General features: G+C 35.9%; 14 protein-coding genes and 1 other annotated feature. Of the genes, 12 read left to right on the forward strand and 2 right to left on the reverse strand.

Annotated features, from left to right (window positions below; genetic code table 11):
* Positions 1–77 precede the first annotated feature (77 nt).
* The 3 genes from J2Z40_RS02000 to J2Z40_RS02010 all read left to right on the forward strand — a co-directional run bounded on the left by J2Z40_RS02000 (position 78) and on the right by J2Z40_RS02010 (position 3844).
* Positions 78–1523 carry a DEAD/DEAH box helicase gene (locus J2Z40_RS02000; RefSeq protein WP_066394183.1) on the forward strand — a complete coding sequence of 482 codons (1446 nt, stop codon included), beginning with the start codon at positions 78–80 and terminating at the stop codon, positions 1521–1523.
* Between the two features lie 223 nt (positions 1524–1746).
* Complete coding sequence (locus J2Z40_RS02005) at positions 1747–2313, forward strand: putative ABC transporter permease (RefSeq protein ID WP_066394180.1); 567 nt, start codon at positions 1747–1749, stop codon at positions 2311–2313.
* 286 nt (positions 2314–2599) lie between these two features.
* Positions 2600–3844, forward strand: a complete 1245-nt coding sequence (locus J2Z40_RS02010; protein ID WP_066394173.1) for an aminopeptidase P family protein — start codon at positions 2600–2602, stop codon at positions 3842–3844.
* A gap of 187 nt (positions 3845–4031) precedes the next feature.
* On the opposite strand, the gene proS is transcribed toward J2Z40_RS02010, so the two are convergent.
* Entirely contained in the window at positions 4032–5468 is a 1437-nt protein-coding gene (proS, locus tag J2Z40_RS02015; protein WP_066394171.1) for a proline--tRNA ligase, read from the reverse strand.
* Positions 5469–5530: 62 nt separating this feature from the next.
* Positions 5531–5748: a binding site (T-box leader), on the reverse strand.
* A gap of 174 nt (positions 5749–5922) precedes the next feature.
* Between proS and J2Z40_RS02020 the strand changes: the two genes are divergently transcribed.
* From J2Z40_RS02020 to J2Z40_RS02040, 5 genes are all read left to right on the forward strand, one after another.
* Positions 5923–6711, forward strand: a complete 789-nt coding sequence (locus tag J2Z40_RS02020) for a class I SAM-dependent methyltransferase (protein ID WP_066394169.1) — start codon at positions 5923–5925, stop codon at positions 6709–6711.
* 124 nt (positions 6712–6835) lie between these two features.
* Positions 6836–7024: a hypothetical protein gene (locus J2Z40_RS02025; protein ID WP_066394165.1), complete on the forward strand. Its 189-nt coding sequence runs from the start codon at positions 6836–6838 to the stop codon at positions 7022–7024.
* 16 nt (positions 7025–7040) lie between these two features.
* Positions 7041–7292 (forward strand): spore coat protein, encoded by a 252-nt coding sequence (locus J2Z40_RS02030; protein ID WP_066399272.1) that lies wholly within the window; start codon positions 7041–7043, stop codon positions 7290–7292.
* A gap of 184 nt (positions 7293–7476) precedes the next feature.
* The gene (locus tag J2Z40_RS02035; protein WP_066394162.1) at positions 7477–8202 is read left to right on the forward strand and encodes a sulfite exporter TauE/SafE family protein; all 726 of its coding nucleotides are present in this window, start codon (positions 7477–7479) and stop codon (positions 8200–8202) included.
* Between the two features lie 46 nt (positions 8203–8248).
* Positions 8249–9247 carry a glycosyltransferase gene (locus J2Z40_RS02040; protein ID WP_066394158.1) on the forward strand — a complete coding sequence of 333 codons (999 nt, stop codon included), beginning with the start codon at positions 8249–8251 and terminating at the stop codon, positions 9245–9247.
* A gap of 239 nt (positions 9248–9486) precedes the next feature.
* Here J2Z40_RS02040 and J2Z40_RS02045 read toward each other — a convergent pair whose 3' ends face one another.
* Positions 9487–9951, reverse strand: a complete 465-nt coding sequence (locus J2Z40_RS02045; protein WP_066394156.1) for a hypothetical protein — start codon at positions 9949–9951, stop codon at positions 9487–9489.
* Between the two features lie 555 nt (positions 9952–10506).
* Here J2Z40_RS02045 and J2Z40_RS02050 point away from each other — a divergent pair.
* The 4 genes from J2Z40_RS02050 to J2Z40_RS02065 are packed head-to-tail and all read left to right on the forward strand — an operon-like array spanning position 10507 to position 15996.
* Complete coding sequence (locus J2Z40_RS02050; RefSeq protein WP_066394154.1) at positions 10507–11547, forward strand: PP2C family protein-serine/threonine phosphatase; 1041 nt, start codon at positions 10507–10509, stop codon at positions 11545–11547.
* A gap of 16 nt (positions 11548–11563) precedes the next feature.
* Positions 11564–12790 carry a trypsin-like peptidase domain-containing protein gene (locus tag J2Z40_RS02055; protein WP_083953890.1) on the forward strand — a complete coding sequence of 409 codons (1227 nt, stop codon included), beginning with the start codon at positions 11564–11566 and terminating at the stop codon, positions 12788–12790.
* 2 nt (positions 12791–12792) lie between these two features.
* The gene (locus tag J2Z40_RS02060) at positions 12793–13518 is read left to right on the forward strand and encodes a PP2C family protein-serine/threonine phosphatase (RefSeq protein WP_066394148.1); all 726 of its coding nucleotides are present in this window, start codon (positions 12793–12795) and stop codon (positions 13516–13518) included.
* A gap of 24 nt (positions 13519–13542) precedes the next feature.
* Positions 13543–15996, forward strand: a complete 2454-nt coding sequence (locus J2Z40_RS02065; protein ID WP_066394146.1) for a serine/threonine protein kinase — start codon at positions 13543–13545, stop codon at positions 15994–15996.
* The last annotated feature ends 2 nt before the right edge of the window (positions 15997–15998 follow it).

Below are 15998 nucleotides of genomic sequence, written 5' to 3' on the forward strand. Positions count from 1 at the left end.
TCAGCTTTTGGATATGATCTTTCTCCTATGAGAATCCTATTATTAAGTCGGATAATACAAATAAATGAGGTTACTACATGAATGAACACAGTTTCAAAAATTATCAATTAAGTGATGAAATAAACAGAGCACTTCACTTATTAAAGTACGATAAACCTACAGAAGTACAAAGAGAAGTCATCCCAAGAGCAATGGAAAATCAAGACCTTGTCGTTAAATCCCAAACAGGAAGTGGAAAGACGGCAGCATTTGGCATCCCAATTTGCGAAATGATTCAATGGGAGGAAAGATTGCCACAAGCATTAATTCTTACACCAACACGAGAACTTGCCGCTCAAGTTCGTGAAGATATAACGAATATTGGCAGATTCAAACGAATCAAAACGACAGCCGTTTTTGGTAAAGAACCGTTTGCAAAACAAAAAGACGAATTAAAACAAAAAACACATGTTGTTGTCGGTACACCTGGCCGAGTAATGGATCATATTGAAAGAGGTACGTTAGTTTTAGATCAAATCAAGTATTTAATTATTGATGAAGCAGACGAAATGCTAAACATGGGCTTTATTAATGAAGTAGAAGCCATTATTGAAGAAATGCCAGAGCAAAGAGTGACGATGGTTTTTTCAGCTACTATGCCTGCGAATGTAGAAAAACTCTGCCATCAGTATATGAACAATCCTGTTCCGATCGAGATTGCTTCTACAGGTGTCACAACGAATTCAATTGAACATCGTGTGATAGAGCTAAAGGAAGAAGAAAAAATGTCCATGCTCAAGGATATGACAGTCATTGAAAATCCTGACAGCTGCATTATTTTTTGCAGAACAAAGGAACATGTGGATCAAGTCTATGCTGAATTAGAAGCAGCTAGTTATACTTGTGAAAGACTTCATGGGGGCTTGGAGCAAGAGGATCGATTCGCCGTAATGAATGGCTTCAAGATGGGAAATTTCCGTTACCTTATTGCAACAGATGTAGCTGCAAGAGGAATCGATATTGATAATATCAGTCTAGTGATCAACTATGATATTCCAATGGAAAAAGAGAGCTATGTACATCGAACAGGAAGAACAGGGAGAGCTGGTAATAAAGGAAAAGCCTTAACATTTGTTACTCCTTATGAGGATAAATATCTTAGAGCGATTGAGAGATATATTGGGTTTGAAATTTCTAAAATTGAGGCACCAACACAACAAGAAGTAGCTGGAAAAAGAGAGGACTTCAATGAAAAAATAGGTGGTCGCCGAGTTGTGCGAAATAATAAAACAGCACGAATCAATAAAGAAATTATGAAGCTGCATTTTAATGGGGGAAAAAAGAAAAAGATTCGCGCAGTCGATTTCGTTGGTACAATTGCCAACATTCCAGGCGTAACTGCTGATGATATCGGAATTATTACGATCCAAGATCATTTGTCCTACGTAGATATTCTTAATGGAAAAGGCTCTTTAGTTTTAGAAGCGATGGAAAAAACGACAATTAAAGGCAAGAAACTGAAAGTGAGTATAGCAGTTAAATAATGATAATGGACGTTACTGTTTCTCTTATGTCTAAAGAGATAACAGTGACGTCCATTTTTTTATGCCACGTATGTCTGAGCGTTCAATACCAGTAAGAATAAAATCAATCGAAGTCTTAAGAACATTCATGGTGTTCCTTAAGAAAGTATAACATTGGAATTTTCTAGCATAATTAGGAGTCGTAAAGCTAAATCTATAGAAAAAAGGAAGATGTGATCACCAAATGAATAGCTTTGAGCAATTATTCTTTTTGAAAGACATACCGATGATTTTGTTCTTCTTTATAATCTACGCCTTTTTTGGCTGGTTACTTGAAAATAGCTATAATTTTATTACAAAAAGAAGATTTTTTAAACCCAATTTCTTCTTGGGGCCATTTAAACCGATGTACGGTTTTGCTCCTTTGCTATTAGTTTTCTTCATTAAGCCTGAAACAAATTGGGTAGTTGTGATTTTCTTATGCTTTTTTATTCCTACTTTTGTCGAATACGTGAGTGGGGCATTGCTGGAGAAGTTTTTCCATCAGAAATGGTGGGACTATTCGGATTTACCTCTACAAATACATGGACATATTTGTTTATCATTCTCCCTTTGTTGGATTGCTCTATCGCTTATTTGCATTCATTTTATCCACCCTGGGATTGTTTTCCTCTATGGGTTCGTTTCTTCCGCTTGGGGGCTTGTGTGGCCAATTGTTTCTATTTATCTTCTTGTGGAATTTATCTTGGCAATTAAAAAACATTCATTTCAGAGTCAACTAGTGGAAAAGCATACGAAGCCAATTCAGTAATTGAACGATTAAAAATAGTAAGATGATTTTCAAATGGTGAGACCAGACCTTTATCGGTTTTCACCATTTTTTTTCATTCTTCTTGATTAATAAGTATTATTGATAGAGTTTAAATGTTGGAACTTCTAAGCATCATGTTGTGGCAAGGGGCAATCTCCTGTCATATTTCCATAGAATACTAGTTTAACGTTATTTGTCCCTTGAAAAATAGTGTAATTATCCATCTATAATAACAACTCTTCCCTATGTTATGATATATTCATATCTTTTGAAAAGAGGGAATTATATGCACAGAGACTTTTTCGTAAATAATCGTAAAAATGTATATGAGTTACTTGAAGATCAATCTCTCCTAGTTATGTTTGCAGGGAATCCACCACATAAATCAGCAGATGAGTCTTATCCATTTGTTCCTAATCGCAATTTTTATTACTTAACAGGAATTACTGAGCCAAACGTCATATTTATTGCTCATAAAAATGGAGAAGAAACAGAAGAATATCTTTTTATCGAAAAATCAGACCCAGTATTAGAAAAGTGGGTAGGGAAATCAATCTCTATTCATGAAGCAACTGAAGCGTCTGGAGTTAAGCAAATATTGTATCTTGATCAATTTGATTCCATTGTGTCGCAAAAATTATCCCTAGTATCATCATTTCATGTCTATCTAGACTTAGAGCGGAGAGAGTTAGATACAATTACAACGAAAGCACAACAATTTGCTAGAAAACTCCAAACGAATTTTCCTTACATACAACTGAAAAATGTGTATCCAATAGTTAGCGAGCTGCGTGTTTATAAAAAACCTGAAGAAATCGAAAAAATAAAAAAGGCAATTAAAATTACTCAGGACGGCATTAGAAATATCATGCTGAATGCAAAGGCAGGGATGAAGGAGTACCAACTAGAGGCCCATTTTGACTTTATCTTACATTCTGAAGGGGTAAAGGAGCATGCATTTCCAACCATTGTAGCGAGCGGGAAAAATGGCACAATACTACATTATGAAAAAAATAATGCAACGGCTGAAGAAGGAAGCCTTGTTCTTCTTGATTTAGGAGCACAGTTTGAATATTACAATGCCGATATAAGCTACACGTTCCCAGTCAATGGCCAATTTACAGAAAAGCAAAAAACATACTACAATATTGTTTTAAAAGCATTAAAAGAAACGACTGCTTTAATAAAACCAGGAATCCCATTCGCGAAATTAAATGAACATACGAAAAAGGTACTTGCCGAGGAGTGTATCAACGTCGGCTTAATAAAAGAAGAGGCAGAAATTAGTGAATATTATTATCATGGTGTCAGTCATTTTCTTGGGTTAGATACACATGATGTCGGAAATTACAAAGATTTAATTTTACAGCCTGGAATGGTGATTACAGTAGAGCCAGGTCTTTATATCGAACAGGAAGAGATTGGAATTCGCATTGAAGATGATGTCTTAGTCACAGATGAAGGTTTTGAAGTTCTCTCAAATGATATTATCCGATCGGTTGAGGATATTGAAGCTTTTATGAAAAAATAAAAGGATTGCCGCCATTCATGCTATCTTAGTGGTGGCATTTTCATATCAAGCTAATCCTGATCTTTTTTGAAGAAGAGAATTTGTGCTAAATAATTTACGGTAAAAAAAGAATCCATTATGAGTAATCGAGTCTCAAAATGGATTCTTTTCAGTTAAAATTTACTTGTGTACTTCATAGAATAGTCAATTAGTATGCACGAGCAAACCAAACCGTATGTTTTGAATCATTTCCACAATTAAGGCATGTGTGCTTTGTTGCAGGTGGATTAAATGGAATATTTCTTGTTGTGAATTTTGTTTTTTCTTTTATACTTTCTTCACACGCATCATCTCCACACCAACCTGCTAATATCCAACCAGGAATGTTTCCATTTTGTTCGGAATCTGCTAGATATTGTTCTAATTGATCCATTGTATCAATATGTGTGTGCGAATGCTCTGCACGGAAAGCTTTTGCTTTTTCGAATAAACGAGTTTGCATTGTTTCCAGTTCTTTTTGAATGCTCTCAACAATGGATTCTAAAGGTACAGAAATTTTATCCTTTTCATCACGTGCTTTCATTAAACCTTGATTATTTTCTAAATCACGTGGCCCAAGTTCAATACGAACAGGCACACCTTTTAATTCCCATTGATTAAATTTATAGCCTGGTGATTGATCAGAATCATCAAGACGAACACGAATGCCTAACGCTTTTAAAGCGGCAAAAATTTCATCTAATTTTTCCATAATGGCAGGATTCTTTTTCCATGGACCAACTGGAATCAATACAACTTGAGTTGGAGCGATTCTTGGTGGTAAAACAAGGCCTTGTTCATCTCCATGAACCATGATGACCGATCCGATTAAACGGGTAGACGTACCCCAAGACGTTGTATGTACGTATTCATGCTTATTTTCTTTATTTAAATATTTTATATCAAAGGCTTCCGCAAACTTTGTACCTAAGTAGTGAGAGGTACCAGCTTGTACGGCTTTCCCATCTTTCATCATTGCTTCAATGGAAAATGTATCAATCGCACCAGCAAAGCGTTCTAATGGTGTCTTTTGTCCATCATAAACTGGAATCGCTAGCAAACCTTCTACGACTTCTTTATAAATCGTTAACATTTGCATTGTCTCTTTGCGAGCGTCTTCTTCATCCACATGAGCAGTATGGCCTTCTTGCCATAAAAATTCAGAAGTACGGATAAATGGAAGAGTTTTCTTTTCCCAACGGAATACATTTGCCCATTGGTTAATTAAAACTGGGAGATCTCGATAACTTTTAATCCAGTCTGAATATAAATGTCCAATCATTGTTTCTGAAGTTGGACGCAATGCTAAGCGTTCATCTAATTTTTCTCCAGCTGCTTCAGTTACCCATGGGAGTTCAGGAGAAAATCCTTCAATATGATCCTTTTCCTTTTGGAAGAAGGATTCTGGAATTAACATTGGAAAGTAGGCATTACGGTGACCCGTTTCTTTAAACCGCTTATCCATCTCTGCTTGAATATGTTCCCATAATTCATAGCCATCCGGCTTAAACGCAATACAGCCGCGAACTGGAGTGTAATCCATTAAATCCGCTTTTTGAATCGTATCAATATACCATTTTGAAAAATCATTTGTGTTTTGTGACATTGTCATTACCTCCTAAGAAATTATAGTAACTTAAAAAAGCAAAAAAGCATAAAGAGTCCTAATAAAAGGACGTCTTTATGCTAATAGACGTGGTACCACCTTAGTTCAACTTTACTAATAAATAGTAAGTCCTCTAAACGTTTGTAACGAAACGACTCGGTTAGTTTTTAACTAACATCTCCGTGGCAGGTTTCAATAAGAAGGGGTGATATAGCTTTCAGCCAAGGCTATATTTTCTGTTTCACAATTCTTATTTACTTGATCACATCATTGATAACATATTTATAAATTAATATATCAATTTGCTAAAAGGAAATCAATCATTACTATAACATATACAAAATAAAGCTACTACAAATTTAATTATGACAATACACTATTGACTTTAAGTTTTAATTATTCATATAATGTAATTGATAACAATTATCATTATCAATAAAGAAGGAGTGATTTTATGTCATCGATTACTCAAACAGATTACGATAAAATGCCTGGTCATTGGGTACTAGCAAAAATGGGAAAACGTGTATTGCGGCCAGGTGGCATTGAACTAACAAAAAAAATGCTCGAACACTTACATATTACGGCTGATGATGAGGTAGCAGAATTTGCCCCAGGATTAGGTGCAACAGCAAAGTTTGTCCTTGATATGAAGCCAAAATCGTATACAGCAATCGAACAAAATGAGGAAGCAGCTAAACAAGTGAGAAAATATTTGCCTAGCGACAATGCACAATGTATTATCGGTCATGCTCAAAATACAAATTTACCAGATCAATCTGTCGATGCATTGTACGGAGAAGCGATGCTAACGATGCAATCACCTAAACAAAAAGAGGAGATCATTGAAGAAGCTCATCGAATCTTACGCAATGGGGGACGATACGGAATTCACGAGCTTTGTTTAACTCCAAATGAAATTGATGATGAATTAAAATCCGTCATTCAAAAGGATCTAGCAAAAGTAATTCGTGTGAATGCAAAACCACTGACTGTTTTTGAATGGAAATCTCTTTTTGAACAGAAAGGGTTTTCTGTTGTTATTATTGAAATGAGGCCTATGCATTTATTAGAAAAGAAACGGATGATTCAGGATGAAGGAGTGAAAGGCTTCGCATCAATAGTCAAAAATATTGCAGTCAATCCTGATGCAAGAAAACGTATTGAAGATATGCATAGTACCTTTAAAAAATATGAAAAATATTTAGGTGCCATTAGCATAATCATGGAGAAACAACAATAAAGCTTAGAAAAAGTGAAAGTAGATCAATTGCTTTCACTTTTTCTTTTTTCACTAAACAATTAGAGAATTTCATTTACTTACATGGAGAAACTAAATTTGATAACAGTAGAAAGGAGTTGATCCAATGACACAGTCATTAACACAAACTGAAGTAGAAAATTTAAGGAGAATTATTGGTGAGCATGGAATGATCTCGAATAAATTAGAAGCTTATTCGCAATCAGCAATGGATCCTGAATTAAAGGCTATTTTGCAAAGGGATGCACAAGCTGCAAAAAGTGCACAGCAACAGCTGCTATCATTTTTACAATAAGGAGGAATACTGTATGCTGCAGGATAAAGATATTGTAAATGATTATTTAAATGGATTAAATGCCAGTCTAAAAAGCTATGCGGGCTATATTAGTGACTCCAATAACACTGAGCTTAGACAAACATTGATTCAGCTTAGAAATGCTGATGAGTCTCGCCAGCGTACGGTTTATAATTATGCTCTGCAAAAAGGCGATTATAAACCAGCTCAAGCAGCATCACAAGATGAAATTCAGCAAATCCGAACAGAGTTAACTTCAGGTCAATAAATAAGACAAATGTAAGGGGGGAAGTCCTTATCCCCCCACTTCGCATTTATTTACCTTCAGCTTATTCCTTTAATGCCTTTATTGGATGACAGAAAAGTTTGTAATCTATGTATGCGCTCACTATTCAATAGAATATACGTTATACTAAGTGTAATCTGTCATTCGAATGAAAAGGAGAGCTATTATGGAGACTGAAATCCTTTTTGTCTGTATAATACTAATCGCGTCTATTCTGCAAACAAGTACTGGGTTTGGCTTTTCCATCATGGCCACCCCCTTTCTTTTGCTATTATTCCAACCACATGAAGCGATACAAATAAACATTATCTTATCTTTAATCATATCAATCTCTCTTATTTGGAAAATAAGAACGGATATTGATCTTAAGTTACTGAAAAGATTTATTTTTGGAAGCATCGTTGGTGTCCCATTTGGAATTTTAATTTTTATAACGATTAATATCAACACGTTTAAATTAGGTATTAGCATGCTTCTCCTCATCTTAACGCTGCTACTGCTATGTAATTTTACGATTAAATCAACACCATTTAGAGATTATATCGTTGGTGGATTTTCTGGGTTATTGACAACAAGCATAGGGATGCCTGGGCCTCCATTATTGCTTTACTTTACAGGGACAAATACGGAAAAAGAGAAATTACGCGCAACTACATTAGCTTTTTATCTATTTATCTATTTTGTAAGTTTAATCACTCAAATCCTCTTTACAGGTACGAATACACTCATTTGGCAATCAAGTTTGTCAGCCGTTCCAATTGTGTTCGTTGGCTTGTTCATAGGACAAGTGATTTTTAGATGGCTGAATCAACGGATCTTTAGGATTTTTACATATATTCTATTGTGTTTTACAGCTTTATATCTTCTAATTGATGCTTTAGGTTCATTGTAAATAGGTTTAAACGTAGTGGGTAAATGAATAGAGAGGGAATATACAGATGACAAAAGTAGGATTAGTAATGAGGAAAATTCAATTTACGGAGGCACAAGGCCCACGGATTTTTGCAGAGCGGCTGAAAGCAATTGGAAAAGAGCTTGGCATTGACATTGTTTTTATTTCGCCAGAACGGCATGTGAGCGGATATGACTGGCTTCCTGGTTATGAACATGAAAAAGGGGACTTAGTAAACTACGACATCGTATTGGATCAAATTTATTCTCAAAAAATCGACCATGTGATTTACACGGTTTCTGGGTTTACTTATTTAAAAATGTTTTTAAAGAATAGTGTACTATTTCCACATAGTTTCCCTGATCCAGCCCTAACAGGGTATGAGATGATGAAGCCTTTTTATCAAATCGTGGATAAAGCAATCGTTCAAACGGAATTTTTGAAAGGGGAAATGGCACGTCATTTCGGGGTACATGATGTTACTGTTATTCCAATTGGATTCAATGAAACAATGGCAAAAAAATATTATGATCCGAAACTAGTAGTAGACAATCGAATTCTTTGGATAGGAAGAGATGAGGAAAATCGGCGACCAGACCTCGTTATTGAGTATGCTAGAAAGAATCCTGATAAAGAGGTATTTATGGTATTTGGTGGCGAACGCTATCGGGAAAGCATGAAGAAGTACCAAATTCCAAGCAATATTAAGCTCAAATTTGCCTTATCACAGGATGAAATTTTCACTTTGATGAACTCAGCAAAAGTCTATTGGAGCTGTTCCAAGTTTGATACATTTGCTATGCCTTTGACTGAAGCGTTGGCAATGGGAAAAATGGTCGTGAAGCCTGAGCATCCATGCTATGACCATATAAGTGCCAAGCATTCTTTTTCTGGAAATGAAAAGAATTGGTTTGAGCTAGTCAATATGGCTGCTTCCATCCCATTAAAGGCATCAATAGAAAATCGAGACTATGCGTTTGATGCTTTCTCGAATACAGTGATGAAAGAGGGATATCGCCAATTTTTTAATGAGTGGATTAAATGAATGAGCAAGATTTAAATAAACCAAAATTCCATATAAGAAATGGAATTTTGGTTTATTTAGTAGTAGGCGATCTTTATACTAACAATTCCGAGTCACATACCCTCACTAGACCCAGTCTTCATTATTCTCATCGACGCCAAATGTTGATGACTGATTAAATATTAGTGTATTTACACTTTCCTGAAAATAGAAATTCCGCATTAGTCTCCAATCATTATCCACTTTAATTGTAGCCCCCCTTATTTAATTAATCTTTTTTTGGATATCCATAATAAATAAATGAAAAGCCCTCCTAAAAAGTATACAGGTGCAAATAAAGGTTGCAATAAATTTCCAATAGGTAACGAAGTAATAAGAAATATTATATAGCTCAATGCCATAATTCCAATAAATAAAATAGTATTTACAATCAAAAAGCAATTTAAAATTTTTATATTTTTTCGATATCGAAAAATAATTATACTCATTGTTATAATAAATAAAGCTAAAAATGTAAATTCAAAGCTAGATGCCCACATTCCTAATCGACTAATATTTTCAACATCAACTTCTGTTAATAAACTTTTTGACAACCACAGATCCGACTTATTCAATCGTTGGTTGTCAAGAAATATAAATCCAAAATATAAAAGCAACATCAAACCAAAGTATACATATATCATAAATTCAAATTTATTTTCTCTATTTTTCAAAAACAGTTTCAAGAATTTAACCTCTTTTCCTAAAAACTGTATTTATTAAAACTACTGTAAAGGATGAGAGATAAAAGAATCATTGTAGGTTCCAATAAAATCTTCTTCATAATTCTCGCTTATTAATTTGAATATTAACACAATTCATAACACATTGCCAATTTTAACCCATTAACTTTATTATAGCTTTCTATTTTTTAACCACACGATATCTAACTGTTAATACTGTTTGCTTTATCAACAGAATTAATAGTTAGATATCTCCATAACAAATTAGAGAAAGGGAGACCCCCATTATTGGAACAATTCCAAAACCCATTAGAATATTCCAGCAAGTGGGTACATTTCATTTTTCTTCAACTAACTGTTTTCTTAGAATAACGTAGGTGGAAATAAGGAAGAAAAGGAAAAAGGATTTAACGCCTTTCCTTTCAATACTTTCCAGATGGATAAGCAATTTATGCTAAAAAAAACATACATATAGGATTAACGCTCTTTTTTGATGAGCATTGATTGAAATGAGTCGAACGCATCTTTAAATTGTTGTATGGAAGGAGTACGACAAACTTGCGATTTTGGAAAACAGCAAAAAGAAAATCACAACATCATTTGTATTCATTTTTTATACCACTTAACATCGCCATTCTGGATACTTCAGCCACTTCAACTACTATTAGTAAAACCATTCAAAGCTTCCCTTGGTGGGTATATCTTCTTTTTTCTGCCATCTTACTAACAATCTTTTATTTGATTCTCAAACATTATATACAAAAAAAAAGCAACAAAACAGAAATACTTGATGGCAGTTCTACAACTGACCCCATTACGATTCAAAAGCCAATATCCACAATGATTATACCAGGCAATGACCAGCATATCGGCACACGAGCAGAACAACAGGATGCATTTGCTTTCTCAGACCTAGATGATCAAGCTTTCATTGCTCAATATGGAGTATTAGCAGTGGTAGCAGATGGAATGGGTGGGCTGATCGGCGGAAAAGAAGCAAGTCAATTAGCAGTACATGCATTTTTAGAGCATTATCTTCATTCCGCTAAAACAGCTGCTATTCCTGAGAGACTGAGAGAAGCAGCATTCATTGCGAATGAGGCGGTCTTACAGTTTGCACGTAAAAAGCAGATGGAGGAGAGTGTTGGTACAACGCTCATTGCTACTGTCGTATTAGACAATCAGCTGTATTGGCTATCAGTCGGGGATAGTCGAATCTATTTAAAGAAGGGAGAATGTTTAACATTACTGACAACTGATCATATATATGGGAAAGAATTAGCAGAGAAAGTCGCTCGTGGTGAAATCACTGCTGAAGAGGCAGAAAATGACCCTGAAAAGGCCAGTTTAACTAGCTTTATAGGGTTGAAACAGTTAGAGATGCTAGATGTTTCGAGTGAGCCTATCCCTCTAAATAAAGGGGATTCGGTCGTGCTTTGCAGTGATGGCCTGTATGATTCTATCACGACAGATGAAATGCTTGATATTTGTCGTAACTTTTCAACGCAAGAGGCAGCAGAAGCTTTGATACAGCTAGTACTTTCAAAACAAAAGCCTAATCAAGATAATGCAACAGTAGCGCTACTAACAATTGAATAGTTAATGGAAGAGGGGAATGATGATGGTCCGTCCATTCAAAAGAAACATTCGTGTATTTCTTACTTGTTTGCTCGTTTCACTGTTATTTTTGCAAATACTTATCTCTACCAATCAAGTAAAGGCTGAAACAAGATCAATAGATGATCTTCGAAATAGTGTAGTCCGTATCCTTTGTTACGGATTAGATGGTGGATTGTATACAGGCAGCGGCTTTTCAGTAGGTATGGGTGAACCAGTTAGACATATCGTAACTAATTACCATGTTGTTGAGCCGAATCTCGAAGGTGTGACCGTTCTTCTTTCAAAAGAAGATCAAATTAATGCGGTTGTCGTTGCATATGACAAAGTAAAGGATATTGCCGTATTGGAATTAACACAGGATTTATTCAAAAGACCGCCAATGGAAATTGGTGATAGCAAAGCAGCCATTGCTAGTCAAGATGTTTATGCACTTGGTTTTCCAGGAGATGCTGATTTAATTGATGATACACCATCTGGTGATCCAGATGACGTCACAATCACTCGAGGAATCATTAGCAAAATTTCTACCCAAGGCGGACGCGGAATCTTCCAAGTAGATGTTAGCATCAATTCTGGTAACTCAGGTGGACCATTATTAAATGAAAATGGGCAAGTAATTGGCATTAATACATTTACGGTGACATCAGCTGCTGGCATTAATGGTGCTGTTAAAATTGAAGAATTAATCCCCATGTTGGAATCAAGGGGCATTGAATATTTGTCAGCAAATAACAATAAACAATCAAGCGGCAGCCTGTTTGCTTTCTCTAAAATATGGCTGATAGTAGCCATTGTTTGTTTTGTTTTCCTCCTAATTGTTGGTCTCTTGCTATTCTTCTTCATCAGAAAAAGAAAGGCTCATTCCGTTCATGTCTCTCATTCGTCCCCATATAACCAAAAACCAGTGTTGAAAGGGGTATCCGGGTATTTTGCTGGACAAACGATTGAATTGGTTGATCATGACTTGAATATCGGCCGTGACGCAAAACAATGTCAACTTGTGTTCCCACTTTCAATGGAAGAAATCAGCAGGAAACATTGTACACTTCATTTCGACAAACATGCACAAACTTTTACAATTGAAGATCATTCAACAAATGGAACGTATTTACAATCAGGTGCACGTATTCCAGCAGGGAAGATTACACAATTACGTCCAGGTGATCGATTTTACTTAAGTTCAAAGGATATTTTATTTGAAGTAAGTTGGGAGAGACGATAAAGATGCAGTTCCAAACCACAATGATTTCTAACAAAGGCGGAAGAGCAACTAATCAAGATTATGTAGCATTCAAAGAATCGTTTGATGGAGGCTGCTGGGTTCTTGCAGACGGTTTAGGAGGGTACCAAGGTGGAGAAATTGCCGCAAAGCTTGCCGTTGATACGATTCTTAAAGAATATCAACAACATCAAAGTCTGCATTGGTTAAAAAATGCCATTGATAAATCACAAGAAGCACTTCATAAGCAGCAGAAATTATCCTTACACATGAAAAAAATGAGAACAACATTAATTGCTTTAACTTGTAAAAATAATCATGCTTGCTGGGCACATATTGGTGATTCTCGATTGTACCATTTTCGTGAAGGAAAGCTGCTGTCACAAACAAAAGATCATAGTGTTTGTCAAGCACTTGTAAATGCGGGAGAGATTACAACTAGTCAAATTCGGTATCATGAAGACCGCAACCGGCTTTATCGAGTTTTAGGAACAGATGGAGCAGTAAAAGCAACGATATTGACAGAAGAAGTATCCATTCAGAAAGAGGATGCCTTCCTTTTATGCTCAGATGGATTCTGGGAAGCTGTGACAGAGGAAGAAATGGAGAATACTAGTGTAATAGCTTCTTCCCCTCATGAATGGCTACAAATGATGGAATTAATCCTCTTCGAAAGAATGAAAGCAAATCATGATAATTATAGTGCGATCGCTGTAATCGTTACAAACTAAAAATTTAATAAATGAGGTGAAATCATGGCGGATTACGACCATCTTTGTTTAGGGTGTATGGAGGATAGAGGCACAGATTCAGTCTGTCCTCATTGTGGCTGGGTTGTTGGTTCCTCCGCAGAAGCCCCACAGCATTTGCCGCCTGGATCTATTTTACAAGAGAAATACCTTCTTGGAAGGGTTCTCGGCCATGGAGGATTTGGAATAACCTATTTGGCCTATGATTTAAATCTTGATATGAAACTAGCGATTAAAGAATATATGCCACGTGATTTTGCAACTAGATCCCCCGACCAAACAATGGTCTCTGTTTTCACTGGGGATTCAGCCACCCATTTTGAGAATGGGTTAATCAACTTTTTAGATGAAGCAAAAACATTGGCACAATTTAGCAATCACCCTGGCATTGTTGGTGTGAGAGATTTTTTCAGAGAAAATGGCACAGCTTATTTAGTTATGTATTATCTTGAAGGAATTGATTTCAAACAATATTTAGAAACACAAGGCGGAAAAATCCCTTATCAAAATGCACTTATGATTATGATGCCTGTGATGGATGGATTAAGAGAAGTACATCGAACAGGCACATTACATCGAGATATTAGTCCAGATAATATTTATATAACATCTGAAGGCCAAGTGAAGATTTTGGACTTTGGTGCAGCACGCTATGCCATGACTGAATTTAGCAAAAGCATCTCCGTCATTTTAAAGCCAGGATTTGCTCCAGAGGAACAATATCGCAGCAAAGGAAAGCAAGGGCCTTGGACAGACGTATATTCAGCCGCAGCAACCTTCTATCGAGCGATAGTTGGTTATGTCCCACCCGAATCTCTTGATCGGTTAGAGGAAGATTCGATCATTCCCCCTTCGAAGCTAGGCGTTGATATTCCTGAAAAGGCAGAAGCTGCATTAATGAAAGCTTTGTCCGTTAAAGCGAGTGAGCGTTATCAGTCAATCGATGAGTTTCAACAAGACCTGTTAGTAAATATGAACGTAAGTGATTCAGCGATTTCACCATCAACAGACATAAATAGCCACGAGTCCTTACAAAAAAAGAAGACGCAGAATAAGAATCCCATCTCAAAATGGGTATGGATCGGTGGGGGAGCGACCATTGTTGCTCTTTTAACGATTGTCATTGTAGGCACAATCTTTCTGTTTAAATCAATGGCAGGAAATACACCGGATAAACCTGTAGAAAATGATACAAGAATCATTAATAAACAAGAGAATGAAAAGCAAGAAGATATAACAGAAGAGATTATTAAGGAAGTTGTCGTTCCGAATGTAATCCATCAATTAGAAGAAGATGCGAAAAAAGTATTAACGGAAGAAGGATTAAAGCTTGGTGATGTCACGTATATTGAAAGTATCTATGTGAAAAAGGGAATTGTTACAAAGCAATCTTTAACAGCAGAGGACAAAGCAAAGGAAAATGATATCGTCCATCTTGAAGTGAGTAAAGGAATTGAACTACCACTTGATGAAGAAACAATTAAAACACAGCATTTGAAAATTGTATACGAATATTGGGATAAAGGCTATGCATTGAACAAAGAAAAAGATTATTTTAATGCATTAAAGCATTATGTTCAAGCTCGAGATATGGCCGAGATCATTTTTAACACGGATGGGAATTTCGATGCTCAATACTCGATGGGCGTACTTGATCGGAACATCTCACTTACGAAGCGATCATTAGGTTATTTCGAATTTGCCTTAATTGATATAAAAAATAGTGTCATTATACTCGAAGACTTACTAACAAAAGACCCTCTTTTTCAAAAGGACCATGTTGAACTAGCTAACTCTTATGCAGATTTATCCTTCATTCAATTTTTAAATCAAATGCCAAATGATGCTGTTACTTCAGCAGAAAAAGCCATCGAATTAAATCCCAATACCCTCATTTATAAAATAAATCTGGCTCATGCCTATTTGTTCTCAGATCAATTTGATGCTGCAGTTGAATTATACACGTCGCATAGTGATGAAAAGGTAAATGACCAGCAATTATTTAAAGAATTCGTGCTAGGAGATTTCAATTACTTCAGAAAAAATAACCTTACACATCCTGATATGGAGAAAATTGAAATCATCTATTCGAATGCGGATGATGCCTACTCAGATGAAGAGGAAATTCAAAAGGCAATCTATGCTAACGGCGTGGCAATTGAGCAGGAAGATGTTGCAGGTTACATGAGTACAATTGATCCTAATTCAGGGAATTACGCTTCTACAGAAAAAGCCATCGGTGATTTATTTGCGGCATACAGTGATTTTAAACTAGTGATTGAGAGTATTGATATTCTTGAAATCAACGCAAATACTGCGAAAGCAAGAGTTTCTCAAGTCCTTTCCTATACAGATGGAACACAAAATTATGAAGGGAAATCAACCATGATCCATCATTTCGTTCAAGGCACTGGGACATACAAATGGTTAATTTCTACGACGGAAGTAGAAGGGAGCTAAAT

The sequence above is a fragment of the Cytobacillus eiseniae genome, assembly GCF_017874625.1.
Taxonomy (GTDB): Bacteria; Bacillota; Bacilli; order Bacillales; family Cytobacillaceae; genus Cytobacillus; species Cytobacillus eiseniae.

What these genes read in the sequence shown, in the direction of transcription:
- J2Z40_RS02000 (WP_066394183.1), top strand. Translation starts at nt 78, where the DNA reads ATGAATGAACACAGTTTCAAAAATTATCAATTAAGTGATGAAATAAAC.
- J2Z40_RS02005 (WP_066394180.1), top strand. Translation starts at nt 1,747, where the DNA reads ATGAATAGCTTTGAGCAATTATTCTTTTTGAAAGACATACCGATGATT.
- J2Z40_RS02010 (WP_066394173.1), top strand. Translation starts at nt 2,600, where the DNA reads ATGCACAGAGACTTTTTCGTAAATAATCGTAAAAATGTATATGAGTTA.
- proS (WP_066394171.1), bottom strand. Translation starts at nt 5,468, where the DNA reads ATGTCACAAAACACAAATGATTTTTCAAAATGGTATATTGATACGATT.
- J2Z40_RS02020 (WP_066394169.1), top strand. Translation starts at nt 5,923, where the DNA reads ATGTCATCGATTACTCAAACAGATTACGATAAAATGCCTGGTCATTGG.
- J2Z40_RS02025 (WP_066394165.1), top strand. Translation starts at nt 6,836, where the DNA reads ATGACACAGTCATTAACACAAACTGAAGTAGAAAATTTAAGGAGAATT.
- J2Z40_RS02035 (WP_066394162.1), top strand. Translation starts at nt 7,477, where the DNA reads ATGGAGACTGAAATCCTTTTTGTCTGTATAATACTAATCGCGTCTATT.
- J2Z40_RS02040 (WP_066394158.1), top strand. Translation starts at nt 8,249, where the DNA reads ATGACAAAAGTAGGATTAGTAATGAGGAAAATTCAATTTACGGAGGCA.
- J2Z40_RS02055 (WP_083953890.1), top strand. Translation starts at nt 11,564, where the DNA reads ATGATGATGGTCCGTCCATTCAAAAGAAACATTCGTGTATTTCTTACT.
- J2Z40_RS02060 (WP_066394148.1), top strand. Translation starts at nt 12,793, where the DNA reads ATGCAGTTCCAAACCACAATGATTTCTAACAAAGGCGGAAGAGCAACT.
- J2Z40_RS02065 (WP_066394146.1), top strand. Translation starts at nt 13,543, where the DNA reads ATGGCGGATTACGACCATCTTTGTTTAGGGTGTATGGAGGATAGAGGC.